22 protein-coding genes and 1 riboswitch are annotated in these 23688 nt (G+C 63.0%); of the genes, 13 read left to right on the top strand and 9 right to left on the bottom strand.

Going from position 1 to position 23688, the window contains the following annotated elements; all coding sequences use genetic code 11:
* Positions 1 to 6 precede the first annotated feature (6 nt).
* The 10 genes from cpaB (at position 7) to A3A9_RS0110605 (ending at position 10169) form a co-directional block, all read left to right on the top strand.
* The gene (cpaB, locus tag A3A9_RS0110560) at positions 7 to 939 is read left to right on the top strand and encodes a Flp pilus assembly protein CpaB (protein ID WP_245279011.1); all 933 of its coding nucleotides are present in this window, start codon (positions 7 to 9) and stop codon (positions 937 to 939) included.
* A 30-nt stretch (positions 940 to 969) separates the two neighbouring features.
* Positions 970 to 2415: a type II and III secretion system protein family protein gene (locus tag A3A9_RS0110565; protein ID WP_033838486.1), complete on the top strand. Its 1446-nt coding sequence runs from the start codon at positions 970 to 972 to the stop codon at positions 2413 to 2415.
* Between the two features lie 4 nt (positions 2416 to 2419).
* Positions 2420 to 2689, top strand: a complete 270-nt coding sequence (locus A3A9_RS0110570; protein ID WP_027058760.1) for a hypothetical protein — start codon at positions 2420 to 2422, stop codon at positions 2687 to 2689.
* A gap of 29 nt (positions 2690 to 2718) precedes the next feature.
* Positions 2719 to 3933, top strand: coding sequence for an AAA family ATPase (locus A3A9_RS0110575; RefSeq protein WP_027058761.1), 1215 nt, complete (start codon positions 2719 to 2721; stop codon positions 3931 to 3933).
* On the top strand, positions 3930 to 5351 hold the full coding sequence (locus A3A9_RS0110580) for a CpaF family protein (protein WP_027058762.1): 1422 nt from the start codon (positions 3930 to 3932) through the stop codon (positions 5349 to 5351). Before A3A9_RS0110575 ends, A3A9_RS0110580 begins: the two co-directional genes overlap by 4 nt.
* 5 nt (positions 5352 to 5356) lie before the next feature.
* Positions 5357 to 6322 (top strand): type II secretion system F family protein, encoded by a 966-nt coding sequence (locus A3A9_RS0110585; RefSeq protein WP_027058763.1) that lies wholly within the window; start codon positions 5357 to 5359, stop codon positions 6320 to 6322.
* Position 6323: 1 nt separating this feature from the next.
* Entirely contained in the window at positions 6324 to 7289 is a 966-nt protein-coding gene (locus A3A9_RS0110590; protein WP_027058764.1) for a type II secretion system F family protein, read from the top strand.
* Between the two features lie 155 nt (positions 7290 to 7444).
* Positions 7445 to 8179 (top strand): hypothetical protein, encoded by a 735-nt coding sequence (locus tag A3A9_RS38620; RefSeq protein WP_245279012.1) that lies wholly within the window; start codon positions 7445 to 7447, stop codon positions 8177 to 8179.
* 165 nt (positions 8180 to 8344) lie between these two features.
* Positions 8345 to 8818 carry a tetratricopeptide repeat protein gene (locus tag A3A9_RS0110600; RefSeq protein WP_027058765.1) on the top strand — a complete coding sequence of 158 codons (474 nt, stop codon included), beginning with the start codon at positions 8345 to 8347 and terminating at the stop codon, positions 8816 to 8818.
* Between the two features lie 175 nt (positions 8819 to 8993).
* A complete protein-coding gene (locus A3A9_RS0110605) occupies positions 8994 to 10169 on the top strand; it encodes a GGDEF domain-containing protein (RefSeq protein ID WP_027058766.1) in 1176 nt (391 codons plus the stop codon).
* A 12-nt stretch (positions 10170 to 10181) separates the two neighbouring features.
* Here the strand turns inward: A3A9_RS0110605 and gcvP are convergent, their stop codons facing one another.
* The 3 genes from gcvP to gcvT are packed head-to-tail and all read right to left on the bottom strand — an operon-like array spanning position 10182 to position 14485.
* A complete protein-coding gene (gene gcvP / locus A3A9_RS0110610) occupies positions 10182 to 12992 on the bottom strand; it encodes an aminomethyl-transferring glycine dehydrogenase (RefSeq protein ID WP_027058767.1) in 2811 nt (936 codons plus the stop codon).
* An 18-nt stretch (positions 12993 to 13010) separates the two neighbouring features.
* Positions 13011 to 13379 carry a glycine cleavage system protein GcvH gene (gene gcvH, locus A3A9_RS0110615; RefSeq protein ID WP_027058768.1) on the bottom strand — a complete coding sequence of 123 codons (369 nt, stop codon included), beginning with the start codon at positions 13377 to 13379 and terminating at the stop codon, positions 13011 to 13013.
* A 5-nt stretch (positions 13380 to 13384) separates the two neighbouring features.
* On the bottom strand, positions 13385 to 14485 hold the full coding sequence (gene gcvT, locus A3A9_RS0110620) for a glycine cleavage system aminomethyltransferase GcvT (protein ID WP_027058769.1): 1101 nt from the start codon (positions 14483 to 14485) through the stop codon (positions 13385 to 13387).
* 149 nt (positions 14486 to 14634) lie between these two features.
* A riboswitch (glycine riboswitch) is annotated at positions 14635 to 14721 on the bottom strand.
* Positions 14722 to 14983: 262 nt separating this feature from the next.
* On the opposite strand from gcvT, the gene A3A9_RS0110625 reads away from it, so the two are divergent.
* Positions 14984 to 15985, top strand: a complete 1002-nt coding sequence (locus A3A9_RS0110625; RefSeq protein WP_027058770.1) for a hypothetical protein — start codon at positions 14984 to 14986, stop codon at positions 15983 to 15985.
* 111 nt (positions 15986 to 16096) lie between these two features.
* Positions 16097 to 16525: a hypothetical protein gene (locus A3A9_RS0110630; protein ID WP_033838487.1), complete on the top strand. Its 429-nt coding sequence runs from the start codon at positions 16097 to 16099 to the stop codon at positions 16523 to 16525.
* An 84-nt stretch (positions 16526 to 16609) separates the two neighbouring features.
* On the opposite strand, the gene A3A9_RS0110635 is transcribed toward A3A9_RS0110630, so the two are convergent.
* From A3A9_RS0110635 to A3A9_RS0110660, 6 genes are all read right to left on the bottom strand, one after another.
* Positions 16610 to 17401, bottom strand: a complete 792-nt coding sequence (locus A3A9_RS0110635; RefSeq protein ID WP_027058772.1) for a molybdopterin-binding protein — start codon at positions 17399 to 17401, stop codon at positions 16610 to 16612.
* Between the two features lies 1 nt (position 17402).
* Positions 17403 to 18284 carry a cytochrome b/b6 domain-containing protein gene (locus A3A9_RS0110640; protein ID WP_033838488.1) on the bottom strand — a complete coding sequence of 294 codons (882 nt, stop codon included), beginning with the start codon at positions 18282 to 18284 and terminating at the stop codon, positions 17403 to 17405.
* Between the two features lie 97 nt (positions 18285 to 18381).
* Positions 18382 to 19059, bottom strand: a complete 678-nt coding sequence (locus A3A9_RS0110645; protein WP_027058774.1) for a DUF1345 domain-containing protein — start codon at positions 19057 to 19059, stop codon at positions 18382 to 18384.
* A gap of 31 nt (positions 19060 to 19090) precedes the next feature.
* Entirely contained in the window at positions 19091 to 19558 is a 468-nt protein-coding gene (locus A3A9_RS0110650; RefSeq protein ID WP_027058775.1) for a YaiI/YqxD family protein, read from the bottom strand.
* Between the two features lie 64 nt (positions 19559 to 19622).
* Entirely contained in the window at positions 19623 to 20192 is a 570-nt protein-coding gene (gene gfa / locus A3A9_RS0110655) for an S-(hydroxymethyl)glutathione synthase (protein ID WP_027058776.1), read from the bottom strand.
* A gap of 67 nt (positions 20193 to 20259) precedes the next feature.
* Complete coding sequence (locus A3A9_RS0110660; RefSeq protein ID WP_027058777.1) at positions 20260 to 21387, bottom strand: S-(hydroxymethyl)glutathione dehydrogenase/class III alcohol dehydrogenase; 1128 nt, start codon at positions 21385 to 21387, stop codon at positions 20260 to 20262.
* A gap of 199 nt (positions 21388 to 21586) precedes the next feature.
* Between A3A9_RS0110660 and A3A9_RS0110665 the strand changes: the two genes are divergently transcribed.
* Positions 21587 to 23599, top strand: coding sequence for an acetyl-CoA carboxylase biotin carboxylase subunit (locus A3A9_RS0110665; protein ID WP_027058778.1), 2013 nt, complete (start codon positions 21587 to 21589; stop codon positions 23597 to 23599).
* The last annotated feature ends 89 nt before the right edge of the window (positions 23600 to 23688 follow it).

Consider the following 23688-nt stretch of genomic DNA (forward strand, 5'->3'; position numbering starts at 1 on the left):
TTCGGCGTGAGGGGCAAGGCCATAACGATGATCGGCATCGCCGCTGTTTTCGGCGCGATATCGATCTTTGCCGCGGATTTCTGGGTCAAAAGCCAGGCCAAGGCCGATGCCGGGGAGAAGACGGCCTTTATCGTTGCTCCGGCGCCTCCGAAGATCGAGTTCAAGACGATCGTGGTGGCAAACGCGTCCCTGCGCTACGGCATGGAACTCGACCGCGCCAAGCTCAGCGAAATCCCCTGGCCGCAGGATTCCCTGCCGCAAGGTGCGTTTCCCACCATCGATGGGTTGCTCGGCCAAGGCAGCCGCGTCGTGCTGTCGCCGATCGATATCAACGAACCGGTGCTGCTGACCAAATTGTCGGGGCCGAATGGCCGCGCGACGCTTTCCAACATGATGACACCCGGAATGCGGGCGGTGACCATCCGCACCGACGAGATCGCCGGTGTCGGCGGCTTCGTCACACCGGGCGACCGCGTCGATATCGTGCTGACGCGCGATGCCGGCGAAATCCAGGAAGTCGCCAAGAACGCGCAAGGGGCGGCCGGTTCGACCGTCACCTCCGAGATCGTCGTTGCCGACGCCAAGGTGCTGAGCGTCGGCCAGGGCGCCGACGTGCGCCAGACGACGCCGCAGGTTGCCAATTCCGTGACCATCGAGGTGACGACCGAAGGCGCGCAGAAAGTAGCGCTTGCCCGCACCGTCGGCACGCTGTCGCTGTCTTTGCGTTCCGCCAGCGAAGGCGGCGACGGCAACAACGGCGTCACCACCATCTCTTCCTTCGGCGGATCGGTGGCGGCCAAGGCCGAGGCCGCGGCCGGCTCGCTATTCGGCGCCATGACCAAGGAGCCGGAGAAGCCGAAATTCAAGACGGTCATCGTGACGCGCGGCACGAAGGCCGAGGAATATCAGGTTCCCGCGCGGGACCAGAACCAGAAGTAAGGGCCGGTGGGGACCGGGCGGGACGGGACAATGCTGATGCGTAGCCTATATCGAATGACGGACCGGTCGCGCCTCGCGCGGGCCCTGGTGACGATGGTTGCACTGGTTGCGAGTGGCACGCTCGCCTTGCCCGGCGCGGCCAAGGCGGACAATGACGTGGTCTATGTCTCGTCGACCAAGAATGCCTCGATCAAGGTTGCCAAGGGCAAGCCCAAGACGATCGTGACGAGCGCCGCGTTCTACCAGATCGTGATCGGCGATCCGGACATCGCCAACGTCAACCCGCTGACCGACAAATCCTTCTATGTGCTGGGCAATAATCTCGGCACCACCGGCATCGCGCTGTTCGACGAGAAAAAGCAGCTCGTTGGCACCGTCGACATTGAGGTGACGCTCGACACGGATCAATTGGCGAGCACCATCCGCGCCAGCGTGCCGGACGCCAAGATCAAGGTCGGCTCGGCCAATGGCCGTGTGGTGCTGTCGGGCGAGGCCGATGACGCGGTCGCCGCCGAGAAGGCGAACCAGATCGCCACGCGCTTTTCTGGCAAAGAGGACGTGATCAACTCGGTCAATATATCGTCGTCGCAGCAGGTCCAGCTCAATGTCCGCTTCGTCGAGATCAACCGCCAGGCGGGGCAGGACCTCGGCGCCAAATACAGCGCCAATTTCGCCTACGGTCTTGGCGGGCGCAACGTCACCCTCGATCCAGGCACAGTGCCTGCCGCAGGGACCGGCGAGATCATTGGCAGCCTGCTGTCGAACGGCGTTTCAATCGATATCGCGGTCAAGGCGCTGGAGGAGCGCGGTCTTGCCCGGATGCTGGCCGAACCCAACCTGATTGCCCGCTCCGGCCAGACGGCGAGCTTCCTCGCCGGTGGCGAATTCCCGATCCCGGTTTCGGAGGACAACGGCAAGATATCCGTCACCTACAAAAAATACGGCGTCAGCCTGGACTTCACCCCGACCGTGCTGAAGGACGGGCTGGTCAGCCTCGACATCGCGCCGGAAGTCTCCTCGATCGATGCGTCGGCGTCCTACAACATCGGCAACATTTCGGTACCGGGCTTCATTGTCCGCCGCGCCAAGACCTCGGTTGACCTGAAGAACGGCCAGAGCTTCATGATCGCGGGGCTGCTGCAGACACAAAACGACGTCACCACGTCGCGCATCCCCGGCCTCGGAAAGATGCCCGTTCTTGGACCGCTGTTCTCGTCGAAATCCTACCAGCGGCGCGAGACCGACCTGGTCATCCTGGTCACGCCCTATCTGGTCAAGCCGGTCGATCCGTCGAAGAAAATGGTTGAACCCACCGATGGCACGCAGCCACCCAGCAATGCCGACTACTTCCTCAACAACACCGAGGAAGTGAAGGCGTCGGACACGAGCCGCGCGCTGGCGATGGCTGATGGCAATGCCGCACGGGCCGCTCCCACCACAACGGTCGGGCATTTCCTCGACCTGCCGAAGGACTAAAGCCATGCGTCTGGTCCTGAGATCGAGCATTGCCCTGCTTCTTGCCGGTTTGGCCGGCGGCTGCACCAGCGACGATTATACACGCAGCGAAGGGGTGACGACCGGCGCCGGCAACGCCCAGGCCGCCAACACCGTCATGCAGATGGTCGATCCGTGGAAGTACGGCGTCCAGAACACCAGGCTTCTCGTGCCGGCCAAGCGTGACAATGCGGGAGCCGTCACACCCGATCAGGCGGCGGGCGCGAAGGCATCGCAGGCAAGCACCGAAAACTGATCCACAAGGCTATCTGACAGGCGGCGAGAATGGCAAACGGCATCAAGACCAGGAAGATCCTGCTCGTATCGACGGACAGGACCTTCGTGCAGGACACGAAGACCGCGTTCGCCGCCTCCGAGATCATCCAACTCTCGACGGTGGAAAAGAGCGTCACCGAACTGCGCGGCGAGGTCCAGGAGACCGATTTCGGCGCCATCATCGTCGACATGGACGCGGCGAGGCTGGAGGAGGTCGAGTCGCTGCAGCGCATCATGCGCCGGCTGGAGGGCAAGGCGCCGGTGGTCGTGGTCACCCAGGAGTTCAATGCCGCCGCCGTGCGCATCCTGGTGCAACTCAAGGTCGCCGATTTTCTGGTCAAGCCGATCACCACGGCCGATCTCGTCCGCTCGGTCGTGCGGACCCTGCAAGGGCCGGGGCGTGAGGAAAACACCGAGTCGCAGATCTACACCTTCATGCCGGCCGCCGGCGGCGTCGGCACCACGACGCTGGCGCTGCAGACGGCATTCCAGTTGCATCACTCGGTGACGCGCGGCGCCTCGACCTGCGTCGTCGATCTCAATTTCCAGCAGGGCGCCTGCGCCGAATATCTCGACCTCGAGCCGCGTTTCGACATCACCGAGATCGAGAACCAGCCCGAGCGCCTCGACCGGCAACTGCTCGACGTGATGCTGTCCAAGCATGCCAGCGGGCTGTGCGTGCTGGCGGCGCCGACGCACCCGGCGGAGATGCGCTCGTTCAAGACCGATGTCGTGGTGCGCATGCTGGACCTCGTCTCGGCCTATTTCGACAATGTCGTCATCGATATGCCGCGCACCTGGTTCCCGTGGACGGAGACCGTGCTGCTCGGTTCCAACAAGCTCTACATCGTCGCCGAGATGACGGTGCCGTGCCTGCGCCACACGCAAAGGCTGATCCAGGCGGTCTACGAGACCGCTGGCAAGGAAGTGAAGCCCAACGTCATCGTCAACCGTTTCGAGCAGAAGATGTTCGACAACGGCATCAAGCAGGCGGATGTCCAGGAAATCCTCGGCGAGCATTTCGTCGGCGGCATCGCCAACAATTATCGGCTGGTGCGCGAGGCGGTCGACCGCGGCGTGCCGCTGCACGAGATCGATCCCAACGCCAATGTCATCAACGATTTGAAGAAGATCATCCTTCCGGAAGAGGTTGCCGCGACCGCGAGTAAATCGAAGTCGCTGTTCGGTCTCGGCAGGGGCCTGTTGAAGAGGAAGGCCGGATGACCAGCCGTTTCTCCAATCTGCAGAATCGCGACGCGCGCCCGCAGCGTCCGTCGGACCCAGTGCCGGTCGCGCACCATGCGGTCGTCATTCCGTCCAGCCGAAAGGCTTTGCCGGCAAAACCTGACGTCGCACCGGCAAAGAACGCCAACAAGGTGCTCGATGCGCGCGTGCGCATTCACCGCATGCTGCTCGAGGAGATCAATCTCGTCGCACTGGAGCGTCTGCCCAAGGATGAAATGCGCCGGCAAGTGCATGATTTCGTTTCGGAAAAAACCCGCCAGGAGCGGATGGCGATCAACACCGCCGAACTCGACGCGCTGGTCGACGATATCGTCGACGAGATGGTCGGCCTCGGTCCGCTCGAGCCGCTGCTCAAGGACCCAGACATCAACGACATCCTGATCAACGGCCACCAGAATTGCTTCGTCGAAAAGAAGGGCAAGCTGCAGCAGGTCCACATTCCGTTCAAGGACGAGGCGCATCTCTTGCGCATCGTCAACAAGATCGTCGCCGCCGTCGGCCGCCGTGTCGACGAATCGCAGCCGATGGTCGATGCGCGCATGCTGGACGGCTCGCGCTTCAACGCCGCCATCCGCCCGGTGGCCGTCGACGGACCGCTGGTGTCGATCCGCAAATTCTCCAAGAACAAGCTTGGCCTGCACAGGCTGGTCGAGTTCGGCGCCATCACCCAGAACATGGCCGAAGTGCTGGCGGCGGCGGTCCACGCCCGCAAGACGACGATCATTTCAGGCGGCACCGGCACCGGCAAGACGACGATGCTCAACGCGCTGTCGGCCTTCATTTCCGAAGATGAGCGGCTGATTACCATCGAGGACGCGGCCGAACTTCAGCTGCAGCAGCCGCATGTCGCGCGCATGGAGACGCGCCCCGCCAACATCGAGGGCCATGGCGAACTGAAGCAACGCGATCTCGTCAAGAACGCGCTGCGCATGCGACCCGACCGTGTCATCCTCGGCGAGTGCCGCGGCGAGGAAGCTTTCGACATGCTTCAGGCGATGAACACCGGCCATGAAGGCTCGATGGCGACCATCCACGCCAACACGCCGCGCGATGCCATTTCGCGTCTCGAACAGATGCTGGGCATGACCGGCATGCCGATGACGGTGCAGTCGATCCGCAGCCAGATCTCCAGCGCTCTCGACCTGATCGTCCAGCTGACCCGGCTTTCCGACGGCAAGCGCAAGGTGACGAGCGTCGCCGAGGTGACCGGCATGGAAGGCGACGTCATCCAGATGCAGGAGATCTTCCGCTTCGTGCGCACCGGCATGGACGCCGACGGCGGGATTCTCGGTTATTTCGAGGCGACGGGCATTCGGCCACGCTTCCTCGAGGATCTGCGCGCCATGGGCATCGAGTTTCCCGGACGCTATTTCGAACCCGGCCGACCGCAGGAGTAGCCAAGGTGTCCGACGGGTTCAGCGCGATCTATGTCATCTATGCCGGGGCAGCGCTCACCGGCATTATGATCGCCGAGGCCTGCTATCTTCTCTATGCCGGCCGCAGTGACAAGCGAACCGCCATCAACCGGCGCATGAAGCTGCAGGAAAGCAAGATCAGCCAGGAGCAGGTGCTGATCCAGCTGCGCAAGGAGCGCGGCCTGGATGCGGGCACATCGCTGTTCTCGCCGGATCGGTTTCGCGCCTTGCGCACGCAGTCGGGCATGATCATGCCGATGTCGAAGTTCCTGATGATCACGTCAGGCGTAGCGCTGGCGATGGCCCTGGTCGCCATGTGGTATGGCTTGCCGCCGCCGATGGGGCTTCTGTTGTTCGTCGTGCTGGTGCCGTTGGTGCCGGTGATGGTGATGCGCTTCAAGCGCAAGCGCCGGCTCAAGCGGTTCGGCACCCAACTGCCCGAGGCGCTGGAGCTGATCACGCGCGGTCTCAAGGCCGGTCACCCGGTGCCTGTGGCCATTGCCATGGTGTCGCGCGAGATGCCTGATCCGATCGGCACCGAATTCGGCGTCATCGCCGATGAGGTCACCTATGGTTCCGACCTCGTCTCGGCGTTGAATTCGCTGTTCGACAGGGTCGGCCATGAGGATCTGCCGCTGTTCATCACCGCCGTCTCGATCCAGTCCAGTTCGGGCGGCAATCTGCGCGAGATCCTCGACGGCCTGGCGTTGACGATCCGCGAGCGCGGCAAGCTGCGCCGCAAGGTGCGCGCCATCTCGACCGAAGGTCGCATGTCGGCCTACATCCTGACGGCGATACCGGCACTGCTGTTTGCCGCCATCATGGCGCTGATGCCGGGCTTCTACCGCGACGTCTGGGGCGAGGCGAAAACCTGGTACCTGATCGGCGGGTCGGTGACCTGGCTGATGCTGGGCAATCTGATCATGTTCAAGATGTCGAATTTCAGGTTCTGACATGCAGGGCTTCGTCGAATTCCTCGCCTCGCTTGCACCGACCTCATTGATGCCGGTGGCCATCCTGCTGTTGGCCCTGGGCACCGTCGCGGTCGCCTGGCCGATGGTGACGGCGAAGGGCGACCGCAACGACGTGAAGCGCCGTCTCAAGGTCGACCATGGCCCGGTGGCGACGAAACCCGAACCCGTGCAGAAGAAGAACACCGACGTCGTGCGCGACAAGGCGGTGAAGCGGGCGCAGGCGTTTTACGCCAAAAGCGATCCGGAAAATGTCGCTCGGCTGCGCATGAAGCTGATCCAGGCCGGCTATATGGAGCCGCGCGCCGTCGGCATGTTCTTCATCATACGCTTTTCGGCGCTGGTCGGCGGGGCGCTTGGCGCGTTTGTGCTCAACCAGTTGATGGCCAGTGCCGACGCGACGATGGCCAGCCGCTGGGCGTTCATCATCCTGTCGGGCGTGGCCGGCTACTTCCTGCCCAGCCTGGTGCTGACCCAGAAAACGCGGGAGAAAATGCGCGAATACCGCAACGGCTTTCCCGATTTCATGGACCTGATGATCGTCTGCTCGGATGCCGGCATGAGCATGGAGGCCGGCATCGAGCGCGTCTCGAGGGAACTCGCCCGAACCTATCCGGCGCTGAGCCAGAACCTTCAGCTTGTGTCGCTGGAACTGAGGGCGGGGCGCAGCCTCGACGATGCGCTGAAAGCGCTCGCCGAGCGCCTCAGCCTGGACGAGGTGCGCTCCTTCGCCACGCTGTTGCAGCAGTCGAAGGAACTCGGCACCAGCCTGTCGGGCGCGTTGCGCGTCTTCTCCGACGAAATGCGCCACAAACGCATGTCGCTGGCCGAGGAAAAGGCGCATGCTTTGCCGGCCAAGATGTCGATACCGGTGACGGTGTGCATCCTGCCGGTGGTGCTGATGATCGCGATCATCCCGATCATCGTAAAGATGACGGGCGCGCATTAGCTTGGGTTGATATTCAGCCGGGCACGCCGATAACTCTCATCTTGCTCCAACCCGGCGCCGCGAGGATATAATGCGAATGCTGTTGCGCACCCTTTTCCTCGGTCTCGCCGCCATCAGTTGGGGACCCGCCCAGGCTCGGCGATGCTGCTGCGCTGTTGCGGCAGGCTTATCCCAAGGTTCAGAAAAGCGCCGACGGCGGCTCGTTCACGCTCGAACCACATACCAGCATCGCGCTCGCGCTCCCGCAGGATCTTACGCCCGGCCTGGTCTGCAAGGTCTGGCCTGCCCATGACGATCTGCTGCTGGTCGCGGTGCCGCTGATCGACAGCGCCCAGTCCATCGACGGCCAGCACATCGGCGATATCGAGCTTCTGGTCGTCGACAGGAAGAGCCTGCAAGTGCGCCAGCGCCTGCTCCAGCCCGGGTTGATGAACGACGATGCCATCGCGATCCGCGACATCGCACTCGACACTGGCCGCTATGGGCTGGCGCCGGGTGTCACCGCCTTTGGCCTGCGCATCGAGATGGCAAACCATTCGCAGCCCAATCCCTTCAGCGAAACCGACCTGCGGCTCTACGCCGTCGCCGGCAATGCGCTGCGACTGGTGCTCGACGGTCTTGTGGTGGCCGGCAATGGCGGCGAAGGCGACACCAATTGCGCGGGATCCTTTCATTCGAACCAGGTCAGCCTGGCGATGAGCCCGACGGTCCATCACGGCTACCATGACATCACCGCGGTCGAGCGGAAGGATACCGACGAGCCAGCTCCCGACAAGGATGGCGAGTGCCAGTCCCATCCCGGCAAGTCCGTGAGCCGGACCTACCGGCTGCGCTATGACGGCAGCCGCTATCGGGCTCCGGCAGCGCTCAAGGCCCTGGATCCGCCGTGAGAGCAGCCGCCCGCGTCTGCCGTGATTGAGGCGTTGCGTGCCAATGGTTAATGGCCGGTATTGTGGAAACCAAATCTTAGGTGCATTTCGGCACTGAAGTTTAATTGCTCTTCTGTACCGTGATTTCTGAAGAACGACCCGGCAAATCGGGCGACGGGGCAGGGCATGCGTCAGACAAAATTTGCGGCGGTCGCCACGATGGCAGCCGTCCTGATGATCACCGGGTGCACGACGAACAGCAACGTCGACACAACCAAGACGACCGCGATCCCACCGGCGGCGAAGGCCGTCGACACGTCCGATCTGGCGCAAGGCAAGGCGCAGTTTCGCGATGCCAATTACGGCCTCGCCGAACAGCATTTCCGCAAGGCCGTCGAGCTGAAGGCCGACAATGCGGAGGCCTGGATGGGGCTCGCTGCTTCCTATGACGAGCTCGGCCGCTTCGACTTTGCCGACCGCGCCTACAGCCAGCTCCTGAAGGTCGCCGGCCGCAAACCGCAAATCGTCAACAATATGGGCTATTCGCAACTGTTGCGTGGCAACAAGAAGAAAGCCCGGGCGCTGCTGCTCGAAGCCAAGGCCGGCATGGCCGACTCCGCGGTCGTCAACGCCAATATCGCCTTGCTCAGCAAGGGCTGATGCCCGTCCGGTCCTCGCGCCGGGCAAAAGGTGCGGTTTCCAGGCAGGTGGTATCGACGCTTTGTAAACCCTAACCGCAGCTTGGGTCGAAAGATCGGCTGAAAACCATGTTCGAGCGCTGCCGCTGACCTAGAATGTGGCGCAACCGCTGACGCTCGAGAGGCCCCCGCCCGACATGCTGGATTTCAGTTCGCTCTTGCTCGCAGCCGCGCTGTCGGGTACTTGCCTGGCGCTCACCATGTTTGCGATCTGGTTCACCGCGCCGCGCGCGGGCTTTGTGCTGACGGTGGCGAGCGGCATTCTCGTGCTCGTCGCGCATGTGATCCTGTTCTGGCGATATACGAGGGATCCCGATCCGCTGCTTTGCCAGATCGCGCTTGCCCTGCTCAGCCTGGGTTTCCTGATCCTCTGCCTTTCGGCGATGCAGTATCTCGGCGTGTCGGACTACAGGCGTGCGGTTGTGCCGACATTCGCGGCCATGGCTGTCTGCGCGGCCTTGACCTTTCTCGGCCTTGACGGTGTCGGCTTCATCGTCACCTACGCAGTGGTGACCGTGCTGCTCTCGACGATCGGGGCCATGTTCTGGATCAATGGCAGTCACGATCGCCGGATCCTGCTGGTGGTGTCGTTCCTGAGCGGCAGCTGCGCGGTGTCGTTTGCCCTTTGCGGCGTGGTTCTGATGGCCAAGGGGCAATGGACGCTCGGCGCTGCGCCCGACAACTGGGCCGAACGCCTGAATTCCGTCGTGTCCGTCGCCTGCATGACCGGTCTCGGCGCCTTGACGCTCTCGCTGCACCATCTGCAGGCGCAGATCGAGCTGAAGGCCGAGACCATGACTGATCCGTTGACCGGGCTGATGAACCGCCGCGGGCTGACGTCGCTCTATGGCGAACGGACCTTTGGTCCGTTCATGGCGATCGTCATGTTTGACCTCGATCACTTCAAGAGGACCAACGACATCTACGGTCATCCCGTCGGGGACCAGGTGCTGTGCCGCTTCGCCGCCGTCATCCGCAAATATGCCAGGACCGGCGTCGACGCCTTTCGCCTGGGCGGCGAGGAGTTCGCCATCGTCATGTCGCGGATGACGGAAGAGCGGGCCCATGATCTGGCCAGTAAGGTCGGCGTTGCCTTCGGCACCGAAATCGTTGCCACCCCGCTCGGTCCCCTGCGCAGCACGGTCAGCGGTGGCATCGGTGTCGGCGGCACCGATGGCAGCACGCTCGACGAGGTGCTGGCCGAGGCGGATGCCGCACTCTACGCCGCCAAGCGGGCTGGCCGAAATCGCGTCATCAGCCGCACAAGAATCGGCAAGGCCGAACCGGATAGGCCGGCCTTGCGCTCAGCGTAAGCCTAGAGGCGACTATTCGGCCGCACCCAGATAGTCCGACAGCGGCGGGCAGGAGCAGACCAGGTTGCGGTCGCCGGCAACATTGTCGATGCGCGACACGGGCGGCCAGTACTTTGCCGCCGTGCCGGCGTCGCCGGCGGGATAGGCTGCTTCCAGGCGCGAGTAGGGGTGGGTCCATTGGCCGGCCAGCGCCTCGGCGGCGGTGTGCGGTGCGTTGACCAGCGGATTGTCGGCCAAAGGCCACTCGCCCTTCGCCACCTTGGCTGCCTCGCCGGCGATGGCAATCATCGCCTCGCAGAAGCGATCCAGTTCGCGCTTGGGCTCGGACTCCGTCGGCTCGACCATCAGCGTGCCGGCGACCGGAAACGACATGGTCGGCGCGTGGAAACCGTAGTCGATCAGGCGCTTGGCGATATCGTCGACGCTGATGCCGGCGCTCTCCTTGAGCACACGGGTGTCGAGGATGCATTCATGCGCGATGCGGCCGCTCCGTCCCTTGTAGAGCAGCGGGAAGTGCGGCGCGAGCCGTGTCGCCACGTAGTTGGCCGAGATGATGGCGGTCTCCGTTGCCTGCTTCAGGCCGGCAGCACCCATCATGCGGATATACATCCAGGTGATCGGCAGGATGGAGGCGCTGCCGAACGGTGCCGCCGACACGGCATGCGCCGAGCCCTCGGTGACATGGCCCGGCAGGTACTGCTGCAAATGCGCCTTGACACCGATCGGGCCGACGCCGGGGCCGCCGCCGCCATGCGGGATGCAGAAGGTCTTGTGCAGGTTCATATGGCAGACATCGGCGCCGATATCGGCGGGGCGGGCCAGCGCGACAAGCGCGTTGAGGTTGGCGCCATCGAAATAGACCTGGCCGCCATGCTCATGGATGAGGGCGCAGAGGTGGCGCGCGCCTTCTTCGTAGACGCCGTGCGTCGAGGGGTAAGTGAACATCAGCGCGGCAAGGTTCTTCGAATGCTCGTTGGCCTTGGCCCGCATATCGTCCATGTCGATGTTGCCGTCCTCCAGGCAGCGCACGACGACAACGCTCATGCCGGCCATCGCTGCACTTGCCGGATTGGTGCCATGCGCGGAGGAGGGGATCAGGCAGACGGTGCGATGGCCTTCGCCGCGTGCGCGATGATAGGCGCGGATGGCGAGCAGGCCGGCATATTCGCCTTGGCTGCCGGCATTAGGCTGCAGGCTGACCGCGTCGAAGCCGGTGATCTCCGACAGCCAGCCTTCAAGCTCGCCGATCATCGCACGGTAACCGGCCGAGTGCGCCGGTGGTGCGAAGGGGTGCAGATTGGCGATGCTTGGCCAACTCACCGGCATCATTTCGGCCGCCGCGTTGAGCTTCATGGTGCAGGATCCGAGCGGGATCATTGAGCGGTCGAGCGCCAGATCCTTGTCGGCCAGCCGGCGCAGCAGGCGCATCATGTCGGTTTCCGACTTGTTTTCATGGAAGACCGGTTGGGTCAGAAACTCTTTTCCACGCGGCTTGCCGGGCACCGTGCTGTCGGCCGAGGGAGCGGCCTTGGCGCCGAACAGGGCCGCGATCGCGTCGAGATCGGCGTCGGTCGAGGTCTCGTCGAAGGCGATGCCGACATGGTCGGCGTCGATGACGCGCAGCAGCCGGCCGGTCTTTTCGGCGGCGGCGGCAATCTGCGCGGCCTTACCCTTCGCCTCCACCGTCACCGTGTCGAAGCGGCTGGCGCCGAGCACCGAAACGCCTGCCGCCTTGAGGCCGCTTGCCAGACGATTGGCCAGAGTGTGGATGCGCCCGGCAATCGCCTGCAATCCGGCAGGGCCGTGCCAGATGGCATAGGCTGTCGCCATGTTGGCGAGCAGCGCCTGCGCGGTGCAGATGTTGGACGTCGCCTTGTCGCGACGGATATGCTGTTCGCGCGTCTGCAAGGCCAGGCGGTAGCCGGGACGCCCCTTGCTGTCGGTGGACTGGCCGACCAGCCGGCCGGGCATGAGGCGCGTCAGCCTGTCGGAAACGGCGCAATAGGCGGCATGCGGGCCGCCAAAGCCCATCGGCACGCCAAAGCGCTGCATCGGGCCGACCGCAATGTCGGCGCCGAGTTTCGCCGGGGCATCGGTCAGCGTCAGGCCAAGCGGATCGGCGATGAAGACGACGATGGCGCCGGTGGCGCGGGCCTTGTCGATCGCGGCCTTGTGGTCGCCGTAGACGCCGAAGGTGTCAGGCCAGGAAACGAGCAGAGCGGCGGTGTTGTCGTCGATCGTCTCGCCGTCGATCTCGATGCCGAGCGGTTCGGCGCGGGTTCGTACGACATCCAGCGTCTGCGGATGCGGCGTGCCGGCAAGCGCCACCTTGGTGCGCTTGTCGCGGTGATGGCGCAGCGCAATGCCGACCGCTTCGGCGACCGCGGTTGCCTCATCGAGCAGCGAAGCCGACGCTACCGGCAGGCCGGTCAGTTCGGTGACCAGCGTCTGGAAGTTGAACAGCATTTCCAGACGGCCCTGGCTGATCTCGGCCTGATAGGGCGTGTAGGCTGTGTACCAGGCCGGATTCTCGAACAGATTGCGCTGGATGACCGGCGGCACGTAGACGCCGTGATATCCGGCGCCGATGAAGCTCTTCAGCACGGTATTCCCAGCCATGGTCGCCGACAATTCGGCCAGTGCCTCGGCTTCGCTCGCCGGTGCGGGCAGGGCCAGCGGCGCGTCGAGGCGAATCGATTGCGGCACGGCCTGGCTGATCAGCGTCTCGACTGAGGGAACGCCGATCACCGCAAGCATGGCTCTGACATCGCTGACATCAGGACCGATATGGCGGGCCGAGAAGGGGGTAAGTGCTGCGCTCATCGTTTTTAAGTCCTGTTATCAGGCGATATGGGCTTTGTAGGCGGCTTCATCCATGAGGCCGGCGAGCTGGCTTTCATCGGCCAGCTTCATCTTCCACAGCCAGCCGGCGCCGGTCGCCGCCGAGTTGACCAGCGATGGGTCGGACGACAGCGTGCCGTTGGCTTCGGTGATTTCGCCATCGACCGGCGCGTAGACATCCGAGGCCGCCTTGACCGATTCGACCACGACGGCGGTATCGCCCTTGGCCAGCTTCTTGCCGATCTCGGGCAGTTCCACGAAGACGAGGTCGCCGAGCTGCTCCTGCGCGTAGTCGGTGATGCCGACGGTGGCGATGCCGCCCTCGACACGGAGCCATTCGTGATCAGTGGTGAAATAGGTCGTTGCCATGGAATTCATCCTTTGCGGTAGCGATGAGGGGTAAAGGGCAGGGAACTGATGTCGACGGGGATTTTCGTACCGCGCACATCGGCGAAAACCCGTGTCCCAGGCTTTGCCAGCGCTGTGGCAACATAGCCCATGGCGACCGGATGGCCTGCCGAGGGGCCGAAGCCACCCGACGTGACATGGCCGGCGGGGTTACCGTTGGCGTCGAACAGGGCAGCACCGGCGCGCACCGGCTGACGGCCCTCCGGTTTCAGCCCGACACGCTTTTGCGCCGGTCCGCGTTCCACCGCGTCACGAAGGGCATCGGCGCCGATGAAGGCGCCGGAAGCGCGGATTTCCCTAGGGATTGCCCACATCAGCGCGGCCGCGGCCGGGTCGGTCTCCGGCGTGATGTCCTGGCCATGCAGGCAGAGCCCGGCCTCCAGCCTTAGAGAGTCGCGCGCGGCAAGGCCGATCCACAGCACACGCTCATCGGCAAGTAATTTCGCGACTAAATCGCGCGCGTCCGCCTCCGGCAGGCCGATCTCGAAACCGTCCTCGCCGGTATAGCCCGACCGGCTCATGAACCAGTTTTTTCGCGGCTCGACACCGTGCATGAACAGCAGCGATCCCGTTTCGATGCCGGCCCGTGAGAGTGCTGCCCAGGCTTCCGGACCCTGGATCGCCAGGAAGACGCGGTCGAGCGGCTCGACCTTGACATCGAAATCAGCGGCCAGCGCGCGGAGATGCTTTTCGTCGGCGACGGCGTTGCCGGCATTGGCGACCACCATGAACCTGGTATCGCCGAGGCGGGTGACGATCAGGTCGTCCAGGATGCCGCCGGCCTCATTGAGGAAGAAGGACAGTTTCGACTGCGAGATGTCGAGCGCGCCGGCGTCCAGCGGGCAGGCGCGGTTGAGCAGCGCAACGGCTTGCGGCCCGCTGACCTCGAACAGCTTCATGTGCGAGATGTCGAACAGGCCGGCATGCTCGCGGGTGTGCAGATGTTCTTTCATGACGCCGGCCGGATAGGTCAGCGGCATCGACCAGCCGGCAAAGGCACCAAAGCGCGCACCGGCCGCGGTGTGAATATCTTCGAGGGGAAGGTGTTTGCTGTCGTCGCCCGTCATGTCGTCTCCAGAGTCGCACGCAATCGGCCGCTGATGGCGACCAGTCCGTGCCCCTCTGTCTGAAGCCTGAGAGACTCGCGCAGCCGGAACTCTGTCAGCGGCGCTTACACCTTCGGCGCGGGGGCAAGCCCCGACTTTCCAGAGTGTCTTTCCCGTCTACGGTTCTTTTGCCTGAGAGATTTCGGGCGATTTCCCCTTCGGCGACAGCTCTCGCTGTTCTCTCCCGCAAACAGGTAGGACTCATTTCTGAGCCCTCGACGCGTCATCCATAGCCCGTCGGCGACACCTTGTCACCTCCCAGCGACATCAAAGGTGCGTCGTGTCGAAACGGAGTCAGCTCTTTGTTTTGATGCATGTCGTTCTCCCAAAACCGCTGCACACTTTTGGGCGACATGCATTGGCTGACAACTCTTCGGTAACCACGCCGTTTGCCGGTTTTTCAAGACACTGCTGATAGAACAGGCCGATGTAACGCTTTGGGGCGGACGGGGACGGCAAATGGGCGAATTGATCATGAGCGCGCCGGTGGCGGGGCTGACTTCAAAGAATCGCATTGCCTCGGAAGATGTCGCGATGCTGCGCCGCGAGGTGTTCGCCGACGGCGTGGTGACGCGCGGCGAAGCCGAGGCGCTGTTCGCGCTCGACCAGACAGCGCGCAACAAATGCGCGGATTGGGCGCCATTCTTCGTCGAGGCGGTGACCGACTATATCGTTCATCAGGAAAAGCCCTCGGGCTACATCTCGCAGGACAATGCCGACTGGCTGATCCGCACCATCTCGCGCGACGGCATGGTCGACAGCCGCACCGAACTCGAATTGCTGGTCCATGTGCTGGAAGAGGCAAGATCGTCGCCGAGCCAGCTTTGTGTTTACGCGCTGGAGCAGGTCGCCCATGCCGTTGTCGACGGCAAGGGGCCGCTGATGCTGGGCGGCGCTCTGGTGCCCGGGCTGATCGCCAAGGCGGAAGTCGAATTGCTACGGCGCATCCTTCATGCCCATGGCGGTGACGGCAACATCGCCATCACCCGGAGCGAGGCCGAGGTGCTGTTCAGGATCAACGAGCGGGCCGCCCAGGCCAAGAACGATCCGTCCTGGAATGATCTGTTCGTCAAGGCGATCGCCAATTTCGTCATGTGCTCGGCCGGTTATGAAGCCCCGACCCGCGATGTGGCGCTGCGCCAGGAAAGCTTCCTCGAACGCGCGGACCCGGAAATCGGCGGCTTCTTTAGCCGTATGGTTTCCGGCGGCCTTGCCGGCATCATCGAAGCCTACCGTTCCCCGAATGACATCGAGGCCGAGTGGGAGGCGAAGAACAGAGCGGCCGAGGCGCTGGCCCGCCGTGCCGAAACGATCGATGCCGGCGAAGCCAAATGGCTTGTCGAACATATCGGGTCGGACAGGCCTCTGTATGAGAATGAGCGTGCTCTGCTCACGCTCATCAAGCACGCTTCGCCGGAGATCCATCCGGCGCTCAGGCCGTTGCTCGACAAGGTCGCCTGAAGGAACCAGCGTCGGCTGCGTGTCACACCCTAGCTGTTTCGATAGGGTTCGGCGGCCATGAAACTCCTCTAGTGTCGGGCGGGGACGTCCACTCTCAGGGGAGAATAACACATGACCATGCTTCGTAAGGTGCTTGCTCTTGCATTTGCCGCCGGCCTTGGCTCGACAACACTGGCTTTTGCCGGCGGGATGACGCCGGAAAAACAGGCCGACGCGCGCACCAAGGTCGAAACAGCCGTGGCGCTGGCCAACATCGCCAAGGCTGACAAGGACGGCGACGCCATGCTCGTCGCTGCCAAAATGCTGGCGGAGGCCGGACCGGTGGCCGAGCAGGGCGCCAAGATGAAGGACGGCAAGCCGACACTCATGAACACCGCCAAGATGGCCAAAATGGCCAAGGAGATGGGCGCCGACGGCAAGAAGGCCGATGCTGTTGCAAGCATGGCCACATCGAACGGGGAAACGGCACGCAGCGACGGCTACTGGTACTACAGCTGCGATTCCTACAACAATTGTCAGTGGATCTACGCCGGCTATTGAGCGGGGCCGGGGGGCTCAAATCGTAGCACGGTATTGGCGGTTGGCCCGTGGCTCCCACGGGCTAACCATCACTTTGTGACGGGGCTAGATGCCGCCGTACCAGTCGTAGCCATTGTCTTCCCAATAACCGCCGCGACCGCCGCCGACATCGGCGAAGCCGTCAACCAGTTCGATCTTGTAGAGATATTTCGGCATCTTGTAGCCGAGCTGGCGCTCGACGCGGACACGCAGCGGCGCGCCGTTCTCGACGGGCAGCGGCTTGCCGTTCAGGCCGTAGGCCAGGATCGTCTGCGGGTGGCGGGCGTCGATCAGGTCGATCGTGCCATAATATTTGACGTCGCCGGACAGGCTGCGGTCGATCGTATCGAGGCAGTGGAACATGACATAGCGCGCCTGCGGCTTGACCACGGCCTGGTCGAGCAGCAGCGACAGCGGCGTGCCGGTCCATTTGGCAATGCAGCTCCAGCCTTCGACACAATCATGGCGCGTGATCTGGGTGCGGCTCGGCATGTTCATGAGCTGCTCGCGGCTCAACGACAAAGGCTTCTCGACAAGACCCGATACCTCCAATCGCCAGTCGGCAAAATTGTTGGCGAGCAGGGCCTTGTAGTCATCATCGTCGGGCGAGGTGACGCCGTTTGGTCGTTGCGGCTGGCGGATATCGGCCTCGGTGAATTCCGGCGCCAGCGCGTCACGCCCGGCAAGCAGGCGTTGCGCGCGGTACGTCAGGCCGTTGGCGTTTTCGAGGAAACTGCGCAGGCCGCTACCAATGCTCAGCTGGCTGTCGAAGGCGTCGCAGCCCGACAGCATGATGCCGGAGGCGCCGAGGCTGGCTGCGGTCAGGAATCTACGACGGCTGATTTCGAATTTTGCCATGTCACGCACTCCTCTCAGGCGTTTTGTCGTCATGCGCGGGAGGATCGGTGCGATACCAGCCGGTGATGATGGAGCGCAGTTCATTGATAGGCCCGGCGGCCAGGATCATCAGGATGTGGATGATGAAGAAGCCGACCAGCAGCAACATGACGGTGAAATGGATGGTGCGCGCCGTCTGACGGCCGCCGAGCAGATCGTTGAGGAACGGCAACACCGAATTCATGCTGGGCGACATGGCAAGCCCGGTGATGATCATCAGCGGCAACAGCACGAACAGCACGCCGCCATAGGCCATTTTTTGCAGCGTGTTGTATTCGCGTGTGTGATGGAACTTCAGCTTGGCGTGGTCGATGATGTCCTGCGGCAGCCGCTTGAGATCGTCGAGGCGTGGTGCCAGATCGCGCCTGATATGGCCGTTGACCAGGCTGGCGACGAACCAGACGATCAGGGTCGTGGTCAGGATCCAGGCGAAGAAGAAATGGATGACGCGGGCGGTGCCGAGATCATAATAGGACGGGATGGTCGCCCAGGACGGGAAGCCGCGCGCCGTCTCATTGCCTGCCGGGCCAGACCAGCCGAGCGCGCCCGTCGTGTCGAAGCGATGGCCAAAGATTTCGGTGTAGCCGCGCGTGCCGGCGCTTGTGTTCTCGGCGCCGATCTCGAAGATCGTGTTGTTGTAACCGAAACCGGATTGCTTGCCGATATAGAGTTGCGGCCGGGCGTTGAAGATCTGCAGGCCGGAAAGCAGCATGAAAAACAGCGAGATGGCCCAGAGCCAATGGGTCAGCCGCGTCCAGCGTGACTGCCGGTAGATCAACGGCCTCGCCGTTGATGCGGGACTGCCCGGTCCGGTGGCGGATTGGCTTCTGGCAACCGATTCCATCTTGTCTCGTCTCCCAACGTCGCAACGTGGCCTGCGCGCTCATTGTCCTCCTGATACGTCGCGATACAAACCGATGTTTCATCCGATCACGGATTTATTATGGACCGCCCAGGCTGACGGCGAGGTTGACGGCGGCGGCGACGATGGCCGTGTTGAAGAAAAACGACAGGATTGAATGGACGAGCACCACGCAACGCATATGCGTCGTCGAGATGTTGGTGTCGGCGGTCTGCGCGGTCATGCCGATGACCGCCGAGAAGTAGAGGAAATCCCAACCTTCCGGCCGCTTGTCGCCCGGGAACAGCAATCCGCCGACCGGGATCTTCTTCTTGGTCTTGGTGTCGACCTCGTCGCCGTCCATCCAGTAGACATGGGCATAATGGAGTGCCGCCATGGCATGAATGGTGAACCAGCCGAGCGGGATCGACAGCAGCGCAAAGCCAATTTCGACGGGATGGCCTTTGTCCTTCTGATTGATCAGCAGGAACAAGGAGACAACGGCAACGCCGACGACGACGAGCGTCACCCCGAAGATGGCCAGCACCGGCAGGTCGGTGGCACGCGCATTCTTGCTCAGATATTTTCCGGTAAATGTTGGCATCTGGCTGACGACAAGAATGACGTAAGCGGCAAAAAACGCGTTGGCGCCGATCGAATAGGCGAGTGGGGCATGCAGAAGCAACGCCACAACAAGCACTACGGCGCCGAAACAGGCCGACATTGCGAACAGCATGTGGCGCTGAAAGGGGTTCTTGATCGGGGGTTCGGCGGCCATGGCGGTCTCCAGCCTGGGTGGCGCTCGGTTTCTAGCTGGGTGTGGCGGATTTCAGGGCGCGCCGCAAGATGCGGTCGAGTTCGCCCAGGAACCGCGAACGGTCCTGAGGCGCGAAGCTGGCGTTATAGCCCTTGCTTTCGCCGGTCTCGCGCAGATGCTGCTTCAAATCGCGCATCGCTACCGCCATGCCGATGGTTTCCGGCGTGAACGGGCGCCCGGTGGGTCCAAGCACATGCGCGCCGAGCGCTACGGCGCGGGCGGCTAGAGGTATGTCCGCGGTGACCACGATGTCGTTGGATTTGGCATTCTCGACAATCCAGTCATCGGCAGCGTCGGCACCCTTGGAGACGACGACGTTGCGGATCATCGGATCACGCGAGGGCCGCAAGCCGCCATTGGACACATAGGTGACGACGACGCCGAGGCGTTCCGCGACCTTTTCGACCTCGGCTTTTACCGGGCAGGCGTCGGCGTCGACGTAGATGGCAGGTGCGGGCATTCTCTCTCCGAAACGGATGGGGCCGGACACGTGTCCGGCCCCATACCTGAAATCTCACAAACTGTCAGGCCGGCAAGGCGCCCGACTTTTTCGCCGTCCAGGTGGCGATATAATCCATCAGGCCAGGGTTGAGGCAGTCATAGGGCTCGAGCCCGATTGTCTTCAGCCGTGCCCTAATGCCGTCCATCCGCTTCGGGTCGACACCGGATTCGATGATCGACGAGACGAAAGCGGTGAAACCTGGAGGCGACCAGCCATCCTCCTGGAAGCGCTCGGGATGGATGAAGGTCAGCCCCTTGAACGGATGGTCGCGCTCGACCGGTCCATGCATATGGACGCCGCAGCCGGTGCAGGCATGGCGCTGGATCAATGCCGAGGGATCGACCACTTTCAGCTTGTCGCCGTTCTCGGTGACGGTGACGTCGCCGGTACCGGCAACGGCAACCACCGAGAACACCGCGCCATCCGGCTTCCAGCACTTAGTGCAGCCGCAGGCGTGGTTGTGGGCGATCTGCCCCTTGACCTTCACCTTCACTGGCTTGCTGGTGCAAGCGCAGACCAGCGTGCCGCCGGCGAAGCTTGCGCTCTCCTTCGGCAGGCCATTGTCGATTTTCGGATGCAGTTTCTCCGCCATTCTTTTCTCCTCCCAGTTGTGAACCACAGAGGTCGCTGGCCGGTCGGTCGGCGGCTTGTGGCTTTCTTCAGTAAACGACGACGCTCCTGATCGACTTGCCCTCATGCATGAGATCGAAACCCTTGTTGATATCCTCAAGCTTCAGCGTGTGGGTGATCATCGGATCGATCTGGATCTTGCCGTCCATGTACCAGTCGACGATCTTCGGCACGTCGGTGCGGCCGCGTGCGCCGCCGAAGGCGGTGCCCATCCAGGTGCGGCCGGTGACCAACTGGAACGGGCGGGTCGAGATTTCCTGGCCGGCGCCGGCGACGCCGATGACGACCGACTTGCCCCAGCCGCGATGTGAGGCCTCCAGCGCCTGGCGCATCACCTTGGTGTTGCCGGTGCAGTCGAAGGTGTAATCGGCGCCGCCAATCTGATCGGCACCGCGCTTGGTCATGTTGACGAGGTGAGGGACGACATCGCCGTCGATCTCCTTCGGATTGACGAAATGCGTCATGCCGAACCGCTCGCCCCATTCCTTCTTGTCGTTGTTCAGGTCGACGCCGATGATCATGTCGGCGCCGGCAAGTTTCAGCCCCTGAATGACGTTGAGGCCGATGCCCCCGAGACCGAAGACCACCGCCGTCGCGCCTTGTTCGACCTTGGCGGTGTTGATCACGGCACCGATACCGGTGGTGACGCCGCAGCCGATGTAGCAGATCTTGTCGAAGGGCGCGTCCGGGTTGACCTTGGCGACCGCGATCTCGGGCAGCACGGTGAAGTTGGAGAAGGTCGAGCAGCCCATATAGTGGAAGATCTTGTCCTTGCCGATCGAGAAGCGCGACGAGCCGTCCGGCATCAGGCCTTGCCCTTGCGTCGAGCGGATGGCGGTGCACAGATTGGTTTTTCTGGACAGGCATGACGGGCACTGCCGGCATTCCGGCGTATAGAGCGGGATGACGTGGTCGCCCTTCTTGACCGAGGTGACGCCCTTCCCGACATCGACGACCACGCCGGCGCCTTCATGGCCAAGGATGGCCGGAAACAGCCCTTCGGGATCGGCGCCCGACAGCGTGAATTCGTCGGTGTGGCAGATGCCCGTCGCCTTGATCTCGACCAGCACCTCGCCCTCGCGCGGACCGTCGAGGTCGACCTCCATGATCTCCAACGGTTTTCCAGCGGCGACGGCGACAGCGGCGCGGGTTTTCATCAGGCGTCCTCCAATGCGAATTTTTTTCCAAGGTTTCAGGTTTTATCGACACGATCAACTGGAAGCTGGTGCCGAGACTGGGCCACAGCGATGAATTGGAATCGCAAATCGATTGAAAGGCAGTGATTTGCATGGTCGGCTTGACCCCGCAAGCACAGGCCATAAAAGGAACGACCGACCGGAGGGGAATGACCTCAGCATGTTCACGAAAATCCTGATCGCCAATCGTGGCGAGATCGCCTGTCGCGTCATCAAGACGGCGCGCAAGATGGGCATCGCCACCGTCGCGGTCTATTCCGATGCCGATCGTGATGCCGTGCATGTCGAGATGGCCGACGAGGCGGTGCATATCGGGCCGTCACCGGCCGCGCAGAGCTATCTCATTCCTGAAAAGATCATCGCCGCCTGCAAGGAAACCGGCGCACAGGCCGTGCATCCCGGTTATGGCTTCCTGTCGGAGCGGACAGCTTTTTGCGAAGCGCTGGAAGCGGAAGGCATCGTCTTCATCGGCCCGAAGCCCAAGGCGATCAAGGCGATGGGCGACAAGATCGAATCGAAGAAATTCGCCAACGCGGCCAAGGTGTCGACGGTTCCAGGGTGGCTCGGCGTCATCGAGAATGCCGACCATGCCGAAAAGATCGCCGGCGAGATCGGCTATCCCGTGATGATCAAGGCCTCGGCCGGCGGCGGCGGCAAGGGCATGCGCATTGCCTGGGACCAGTCTGAAGTGCGCGATGGCTTCGACCGGGCTCGATCCGAGGCAAAAAGCTCGTTCGGCGATGACCGTGTCTTCATCGAAAAATTCGTCGTCGATCCGCGCCATATCGAGATCCAGGTGCTGGCCGACGCGCATGGCAACACGCTCTATCTCGGCGAGCGCGAATGCTCGATCCAGCGCCGCAACCAGAAGGTGGCTGAAGAGGCGCCGTCGTCCTTCCTCGATGCCAAGACGCGAAAGGCGATGGGCGAACAGTCGGTGGCGTTGGCCAGGGCCGTCGACTACCAGAGCGCCGGCACAGTCGAGTTCATCGTCGACAAGGACAAGAACTTCTATTTCCTTGAAATGAATACACGATTGCAGGTCGAGCATCCGGTGACGGAGCTCGTCACCGGCATCGATCTGGTCGAACAGATGATCCGCGTCGCCGCCGGCGAAAAGCTTGGCCTGAAGCAGAGCGACGTCAAGCTGAATGGTTGGGCGGTGGAAAGCCGGCTCTATGCCGAGGATCCCTATCGCAATTTCCTGCCGTCGATAGGCCGGCTGACGCGCTACCAGCCGCCAAAGGAAGGGCAATTCGGCGATATCGTTATCCGCAACGACACCGGTGTCACCGAGGGCTCCGAGATTTCGATGTTCTACGACCCGATGCTGGCGAAGCTGTGCACCTGGGCGCCGACGCGCATCGAAGCCATCGACGCCATGTCGGAAGCACTCGACAGTTTTGTGGTCGATGGCATTGAGCACAACATTCCGTTCCTGGCGGCGCTGATGCAGCACCCGCGTTGGCGGGAAGGGGCGATTTCAACCGGATTCATTGCCGAGGAATATCCCGACGGTTTTGCGCCTGTCGTTCCGACCGTCGAAGAAAAAGCAGTGCTGGCGTCGATCGCCACCGCGGTGGAACTGCTGCGCCGGGACCGGCTCGACCGGCTGGGCGGGCGGCTGGCGCCGCATTCGGGCGCGCTCAAGCGCGACTGGGTGGTGAAGATCGGCGAGGATTACCTCCAGGCATCCATCCTCGAGGGCATGATTTCCATACCGATGGAGATCGACCTGTCGATCGACGGTGGCAAGGCGCTGACGGTTTCCTCCGACTGGCGGCCGGGCGACCTGATCTGGCACGGCACGGTCGGCAAGCGCACCGTCGCCGCCCAGATCAGGCCAGTCGCCAACGGTCTTCGCATCGCCTGGAAGGGCATGTCGGTGACCGCGCGCGCGATGCTGCCGCGCACCGCCGAGCTGGAACGGTTGATGCCGGAAAAGGTGGCTCCGGATACGTCGAACTTGCTGCTCTGCCCGATGCCCGGCCTCGTCGTGTCGATCGCCGTTGTCGAAGGCCAGGAGGTCAAGGCCGGTGAAACGCTTGCCGTGGTCGAGGCGATGAAGATGGAAAACGTGCTGCGTGCCGAGCGCGATCTTGTCGTCTCGAAGCTCAACGCCAAGCCGGGCGACAGCCTGGCTGTGGACGCCGTGATCATGGAATTCGCCTAGGCGGACTGGAAGCCTGTGATCGGCGATCGTTTGTGCTAGACTGGTATCGCCCGGTCCCGGACAATACATCTCCATCGACTCAAAGCCTT

This window comes from Mesorhizobium loti CJ3sym, from assembly GCF_000472785.1.
In the GTDB taxonomy this organism is placed as follows: domain Bacteria; phylum Pseudomonadota; class Alphaproteobacteria; order Rhizobiales; family Rhizobiaceae; genus Mesorhizobium; species Mesorhizobium loti_E.

Excerpts from the sequence above, each read along its gene's own strand:
- A3A9_RS0110565 (WP_033838486.1), top strand. The coding sequence starts at position 970 with ATGCTGATGCGTAGCCTATATCGAATGACGGACCGGTCGCGCCTCGCG.
- A3A9_RS0110570 (WP_027058760.1), top strand. The coding sequence starts at position 2,420 with ATGCGTCTGGTCCTGAGATCGAGCATTGCCCTGCTTCTTGCCGGTTTG.
- A3A9_RS0110575 (WP_027058761.1), top strand. The coding sequence starts at position 2,719 with ATGGCAAACGGCATCAAGACCAGGAAGATCCTGCTCGTATCGACGGAC.
- A3A9_RS0110580 (WP_027058762.1), top strand. The coding sequence starts at position 3,930 with ATGACCAGCCGTTTCTCCAATCTGCAGAATCGCGACGCGCGCCCGCAG.
- A3A9_RS0110590 (WP_027058764.1), top strand. The coding sequence starts at position 6,324 with ATGCAGGGCTTCGTCGAATTCCTCGCCTCGCTTGCACCGACCTCATTG.
- A3A9_RS0110600 (WP_027058765.1), top strand. The coding sequence starts at position 8,345 with ATGCGTCAGACAAAATTTGCGGCGGTCGCCACGATGGCAGCCGTCCTG.
- A3A9_RS0110605 (WP_027058766.1), top strand. The coding sequence starts at position 8,994 with ATGCTGGATTTCAGTTCGCTCTTGCTCGCAGCCGCGCTGTCGGGTACT.
- gcvP (WP_027058767.1), bottom strand. The coding sequence starts at position 12,992 with ATGAGCGCAGCACTTACCCCCTTCTCGGCCCGCCATATCGGTCCTGAT.
- gcvH (WP_027058768.1), bottom strand. The coding sequence starts at position 13,379 with ATGGCAACGACCTATTTCACCACTGATCACGAATGGCTCCGTGTCGAG.
- gcvT (WP_027058769.1), bottom strand. The coding sequence starts at position 14,485 with ATGACGGGCGACGACAGCAAACACCTTCCCCTCGAAGATATTCACACC.
- A3A9_RS0110625 (WP_027058770.1), top strand. The coding sequence starts at position 14,984 with ATGGGCGAATTGATCATGAGCGCGCCGGTGGCGGGGCTGACTTCAAAG.
- A3A9_RS0110630 (WP_033838487.1), top strand. The coding sequence starts at position 16,097 with ATGACCATGCTTCGTAAGGTGCTTGCTCTTGCATTTGCCGCCGGCCTT.
- A3A9_RS0110635 (WP_027058772.1), bottom strand. The coding sequence starts at position 17,401 with ATGGCAAAATTCGAAATCAGCCGTCGTAGATTCCTGACCGCAGCCAGC.
- A3A9_RS0110640 (WP_033838488.1), bottom strand. The coding sequence starts at position 18,284 with ATGGAATCGGTTGCCAGAAGCCAATCCGCCACCGGACCGGGCAGTCCC.
- A3A9_RS0110645 (WP_027058774.1), bottom strand. The coding sequence starts at position 19,059 with ATGGCCGCCGAACCCCCGATCAAGAACCCCTTTCAGCGCCACATGCTG.
- A3A9_RS0110650 (WP_027058775.1), bottom strand. The coding sequence starts at position 19,558 with ATGCCCGCACCTGCCATCTACGTCGACGCCGACGCCTGCCCGGTAAAA.
- gfa (WP_027058776.1), bottom strand. The coding sequence starts at position 20,192 with ATGGCGGAGAAACTGCATCCGAAAATCGACAATGGCCTGCCGAAGGAG.
- A3A9_RS0110660 (WP_027058777.1), bottom strand. The coding sequence starts at position 21,387 with ATGAAAACCCGCGCCGCTGTCGCCGTCGCCGCTGGAAAACCGTTGGAG.
- A3A9_RS0110665 (WP_027058778.1), top strand. The coding sequence starts at position 21,587 with ATGTTCACGAAAATCCTGATCGCCAATCGTGGCGAGATCGCCTGTCGC.